A 4,807-nucleotide genomic window follows, 5' to 3' on the forward strand; every position below is an offset into this window, starting at 1 on the left:
CGATGATGCTCCGCGCGATGCTGATCGCGACTGTTCTGATTCCGGCCTGAGCTGCTACAGCGCATCCACTGGGCGAGCAGCCCTCACGCCGCCGACGTGATCCGGTAGACGTCGAAGACACCCTCGACGTTGCGGACCACGTCGAGCAGATGCCCCAGATGCTTGGGGTCGCCCATCTCGAAGGTGAACCGGCTGATCGCCACCCGGTCGTTGGAGGTGGTCACCGACGCCGACAAAATGTTGACCTTCTCGTCGGCCAACGCGCGGGTGATGTCGGAGAGCAGCCGGTGCCGGTCGAGCGCCTCGACCTGGATGGCCACCAGGAACACCGACGACGGCGACGGCGACCAGAGCACGTCGATGATCCGCTCGGCCTGCTGACGCAGCGACTCGGCGTTGGTGCAGTCGGTGCGGTGCACGCTGACCCCGCCGCCGCGGGTGACGAACCCCATGATCTCGTCACCCGGCACCGGGGTGCAGCACTTGGCCAGCTTGCTCAGCACGCCGGACGCGCCGGGCACCGACACCCCGACGTCGTCGCTGCGCTGGCGCTGCGGCATGGTGGCCGGCGTGGACCGCTCGGCGAGCTCCTCCTCGGCCTGGTCGATACCGCCCAGCTCGGCCAGCAACCGCTGCACGGCATGTTTGGCCGAGACGTGCCCTTCGCCGATCGCGGTGTAGAGCGCCGACACGTCGGCGTAGTGCAGCTCGGTGGCCACCGCCGACATCGAGCCGCCGTTGACCAGGCGCTGCAACGGAAGTCCGCCGCGGCGCACCTCGCGGGCCATCGCCTCTTTGCCGGCCTCCAGCGCCTCCTCGCGGCGCTCCTTGGCGAACCACTGCCGGATCTTGGTCTTCGCGCGCGGCGACCCCACGAACTGCTGCCAGTCCCGCGACGGCCCGGCGTTGGGCGCCTTGGAGGTGAAGATCTCGACGACCTCGCCGTTTTCCAGCTTGCGTTCCAGCGCCACCAGCCGCCCGTTGACGCGGGCACCGATGCAGCGGTGCCCGACCTCGGTGTGCACCGCGTAGGCGAAGTCCACCGGCGTCGACCCTGACGGCAACGTGATCACGTCCCCCTTCGGCGTGAACACGAAGATCTCTTGCACCGCAAGGTCGTAACGCAGCGACTCGAGGAACTCGCCCGGGTCGGCCGCCTCCCGCTGCCAGTCGAGCAGTTGACGCATCCACGCCATGTCGTCGATTTCGGCGGTGGCATGCGGATGCGGAAATCCGTTGCGGCCCTTCGCTTCCTTGTAACGCCAGTGCGCCGCGATACCGTATTCGGCGGTGCGGTGCATGTCGCGGGTGCGAATCTGCACCTCCAGCGGCTTACCCTCCGGGCCGACGACGGTGGTGTGCAGCGACTGGTACACGCCGTAGCGCGGCTGGGCGATGTAGTCCTTGAACCGGCCCGCCATCGGCTGCCACAGCGAATGCACCACGCCCACAGCGGCATAGCAGTCCCGGATCTCGTCGCACAGGATGCGGATGCCGACCAGGTCGTGGATGTCGTCGAAGTCGCGGCCCTTGACGATCATCTTCTGGTAGATCGACCAGTAATGTTTCGGCCGACCCTCGACGGTCGCCTTGATCTTCGACGCGCCGAGGGTGTTGACGATCTCGGTGCGCACCTTGCCCAGGTAGGTGTCCCGTGAGGGCGCACGGTCGGCCACCAGCCGCACGATCTCCTCGTATTTCTTCGGGTGCAGGATCGCGAACGACAGGTCCTCCAGCTCCCACTTGACAGTGGCCATCCCCAGCCGATGTGCCAGCGGCGCAATCACTTCCAGTGTCTCGCGGGCTTTGTGGGCCTGCTTCTCCGGCGGCAGGAAGCGGATGGTCCGCATGTTGTGCAGCCGGTCGGCCACCTTGATCACCAGGACCCGCGGGTCACGCGCCATCGCGGTGATCATCTTGCGGATGGTCTCCCCTTCGGCGGCGCTGCCCAGTACGACACGGTCCAGCTTGGTCACCCCGTCGACGAGATGGCCCACCTCGTCGCCGAACTCCTCGGAGAGCTGCTCCAGCGTGTAGCCGGTGTCCTCGACGGTGTCGTGCAGCAGCGCGGCCACCAGGGTTGTGGAGTCCATGCCCAGCTCGGCCAGGATGTTGGCGACGGCCAGCGGGTGGGTGATGTAGGGATCCCCGGACTGCCGCAGCTGGCTGGCATGGCGCTGTTCGGCGACCTCGTAGGCCCGCTGCAGGAGCGCGACGTCGGCCTTGGGATAGATCTCGCGGTGCACCGCGACCAGCGGCTCCAGCACCGGGTTGAGGGCGCTGCGCTGGGCTGTCATCCGCCGGGCCAGCCGGGCCCGCACCCGCCGTGACGCGCTGCTGGACGTCTTCAGCGCGTCCGAGCTCGGCTCGGGCACGTCGGTGACCGGCATCGGTTGGGTCGCCGTGCCCTGCTCGTCCGCCACCGTCGTCACCTCCGCCTTCCGAGGATATCCGCTTGACGTCCGACTGCCCGGCTTCTTGCCGGGCCGATTGCGGGCCGGGAGTGTCTACAGCCGGCGCACGCTGTGCACCGGCAGCGGCGCCACCAGGCCACGACCGCCGAGCCTGGCGAGCTCGAGCACCACCGCGGCCGCCGTCACCCGCGCGCCGGCCCGCTCCAGCAGCCGGTGCGCGGCGGCGACCGTGCCGCCGGTGGCCAGCACGTCGTCAACGATGACGACGCGGCGGCCCGCCAGCTCGATGCCGTCGGCGGGGATCTCCAACGTGGCGGAGCCGTACTCGAGCCGGTAGGGTTCGGCGAGCACCGGCGGCGGCAGCTTGCCGCCCTTGCGGACAGCCAGCACGCCGGTGCCCAGCCGGGTGGCGACGGCGGCGGCCACCAGGAACCCGCGGGCGTCCAGTCCGGCGACCAGGTCCGCCCCGGACGCCGCCTCGGCCAGCGCGTCGGTGACGGCCGCCAGCCCGTCGCGGTCGGCGAACAACGGGGTGAGGTCCTTGAACTGGACTCCGGCCGCCGGGAAGTCGGCCACCTCCCGGATCAGCGACGCGACCAGATCCCCGACGGGCGTGCCGCTCACCGCGACCGCACCCACCGGTCCATGTTCCAGCCGGCGCCCCACCTGGTCGGGTTGCCGCTGACGGCGTACATCTTCTTCGACGCCATCAGCATCCGCTGCTGGCGATACAGCGGCAGCGTCGGCATGTCGGCCCACAGCACCGGCGCACTGTCGGACAGCAGCCGCACGAGCTCGCCGACGTCGGCGGACACCGCCATCGCGCTGATGACGCCGTCGATCTGGCCGTTGCCGTACCCGGACAGGTTGTTGCCGTTGCCGGTGTAGAGGGCGTAGGCGTCCATCGCCGACGACCCGGCCGACCCGCTGCCGGTGGCGCCGCCGATGCTGGCCACCAGCACGTCGATGGTGCCGTCCGTGAGACTCTGCGGGCCGGTGGTGTCCGAGGCGACGTCGGAGACGACGATCCCGCCGGGCGCGCAGGCCTTGGCGATCGCCCCGACCGCGGCGGCCAGCCGCGCATTGGGCGCATGGTAGCCGATCCGCACCGTCAGCGGCGCCCCGCCGAGGACGCCGCGCGCGCCGTCGGGATCGGATCGGCTGAACTCCCCGGCCTCGGCCCCGCCTTCGGCCTGACCGATGGCGTCTTGGGTGGCGACGGTCTGCAGTCGCGTGTTGGCGATCGGGACCCCGGCGTCCCGGGCGATCACGTCGCGCGGCGTGCACAGCGCGACCGCGCGGCGTGCCTTGGTCTCCGACAGCGGACCGTGCGGCGCGAAGATGAGCTGCTCGATGCCGTCCGACGGGTAATCGGTGCGCTGGTAGCCGTCCAGAACCGGCAGCGACCCCGACGATCCGGCCGCGACATCGACGACGTCGAGGCTTCGGCTGGTGACCTGATCGGCGATGTCGGCTTTCTGCGGCCGCACCCGGATGCGTTTTGTCATCGGCGCGGCGCCCCACCAGCGGTCGTTGGCCACCAGCACCACACCGCCGTCGACGAGCACCGACTCGATCCGGTAGGGCCCCGACGACGGGAAGTGCTTGGGGTCCAGGCCGGGCTTGAGGTTCCAGGTGGTGTTCCACACCTGAGCGATGCGGTCGACGACCGGGGCGTTGTCGGCCAGCAGGGCGGCGGTGACGTCGGCGTCTTTGCGGCCCAGCTCCTCGGCGATCACGTGCGACGGCATCATCGAGGTCGCCGTGAACAGCTGGTTGTAGTCGACAACGTTGCGGTCGGGTGCGAACGACACCCGCGCCTTCTTCTGCCCGGGCTCGCATTCGATGTCGGCGACGTCGATGTAGCCGGCCTTGCTGGCGGCGTCGAAGCCGGGGAATCGGCCCGAATGCGCCGCCCAGGTCAGCACCAGGTCGTCGCAGGTGATCGGCGTGCCGTCAGAGTAGACGGCGTCGTCGGCGATCTGGTAGTCGAGCACCAGCGGGGCGCCGCCGACCACCGCGACGGTGCCGAAGTCGTGGTCGGCGATGACCTGGCCGTCGGGTCCGTGGTAGCCGAACCCGGTCAGCGTGCGGGCGAAGGCCTGCGCGCCCGCCGACGCGGCACCGGTGACCGTGCTGGCGTTGTAGGTGACCAGTGGGCCGTCGACCACGTAGTCGACCTGCGCCGCGGCCCCGGTGGAACATCCGGCCGGCAGACCGGCCGCCGCGAGGGCGGCGGCAAGCCAGCTCGCGGCGACGCGCCGGCGCCGGGCAGCCATCGGGTTACCGCTTGCTCCGCTTGCCGGTGGGGCGGGCGCGCCCGCTGCTGCCGGCGGGCCGCACCGGCCGTGCGCCCGGGGCCGGTTTGCTCGGGGCCGGTTTGCTCGGGGCCG

Annotated in this window: 3 protein-coding genes; all 3 read right to left on the reverse strand. The window is 70.6% G+C overall.

Annotated features, from left to right (window positions below; genetic code table 11):
• Positions 1-83: 83 nt before the first annotated feature.
• Positions 84-2,390 (reverse strand): RelA/SpoT family protein, encoded by a 2,307-nt coding sequence (locus ABDW21_RS13525; protein ID WP_343599526.1) that lies wholly within the window; start codon positions 2,388-2,390, stop codon positions 84-86.
• A gap of 117 nt (positions 2,391-2,507) precedes the next feature.
• The gene (locus ABDW21_RS13530) at positions 2,508-3,068 is read right to left on the reverse strand and encodes an adenine phosphoribosyltransferase (protein WP_343599524.1); all 561 of its coding nucleotides are present in this window, start codon (positions 3,066-3,068) and stop codon (positions 2,508-2,510) included.
• Entirely contained in the window at positions 3,035-4,693 is a 1,659-nt protein-coding gene (locus ABDW21_RS13535) for an ABC transporter substrate-binding protein (RefSeq protein WP_343599497.1), read from the reverse strand. Before ABDW21_RS13535 ends, ABDW21_RS13530 begins: the two co-directional genes overlap by 34 nt.
• Positions 4,694-4,807: the final 114 nt, after the last annotated feature.

Source organism: Mycobacterium sp. (genome assembly GCF_039583805.1).
Taxonomy (GTDB): domain Bacteria; phylum Actinomycetota; class Actinomycetes; order Mycobacteriales; family Mycobacteriaceae; genus Mycobacterium.

Excerpts from the sequence above, each read along its gene's own strand:
- ABDW21_RS13525 (WP_343599526.1), bottom strand. The coding sequence starts at position 2,390 with ATGCCGGTCACCGACGTGCCCGAGCCGAGCTCGGACGCGCTGAAGACG.
- ABDW21_RS13535 (WP_343599497.1), bottom strand. The coding sequence starts at position 4,693 with ATGGCTGCCCGGCGCCGGCGCGTCGCCGCGAGCTGGCTTGCCGCCGCC.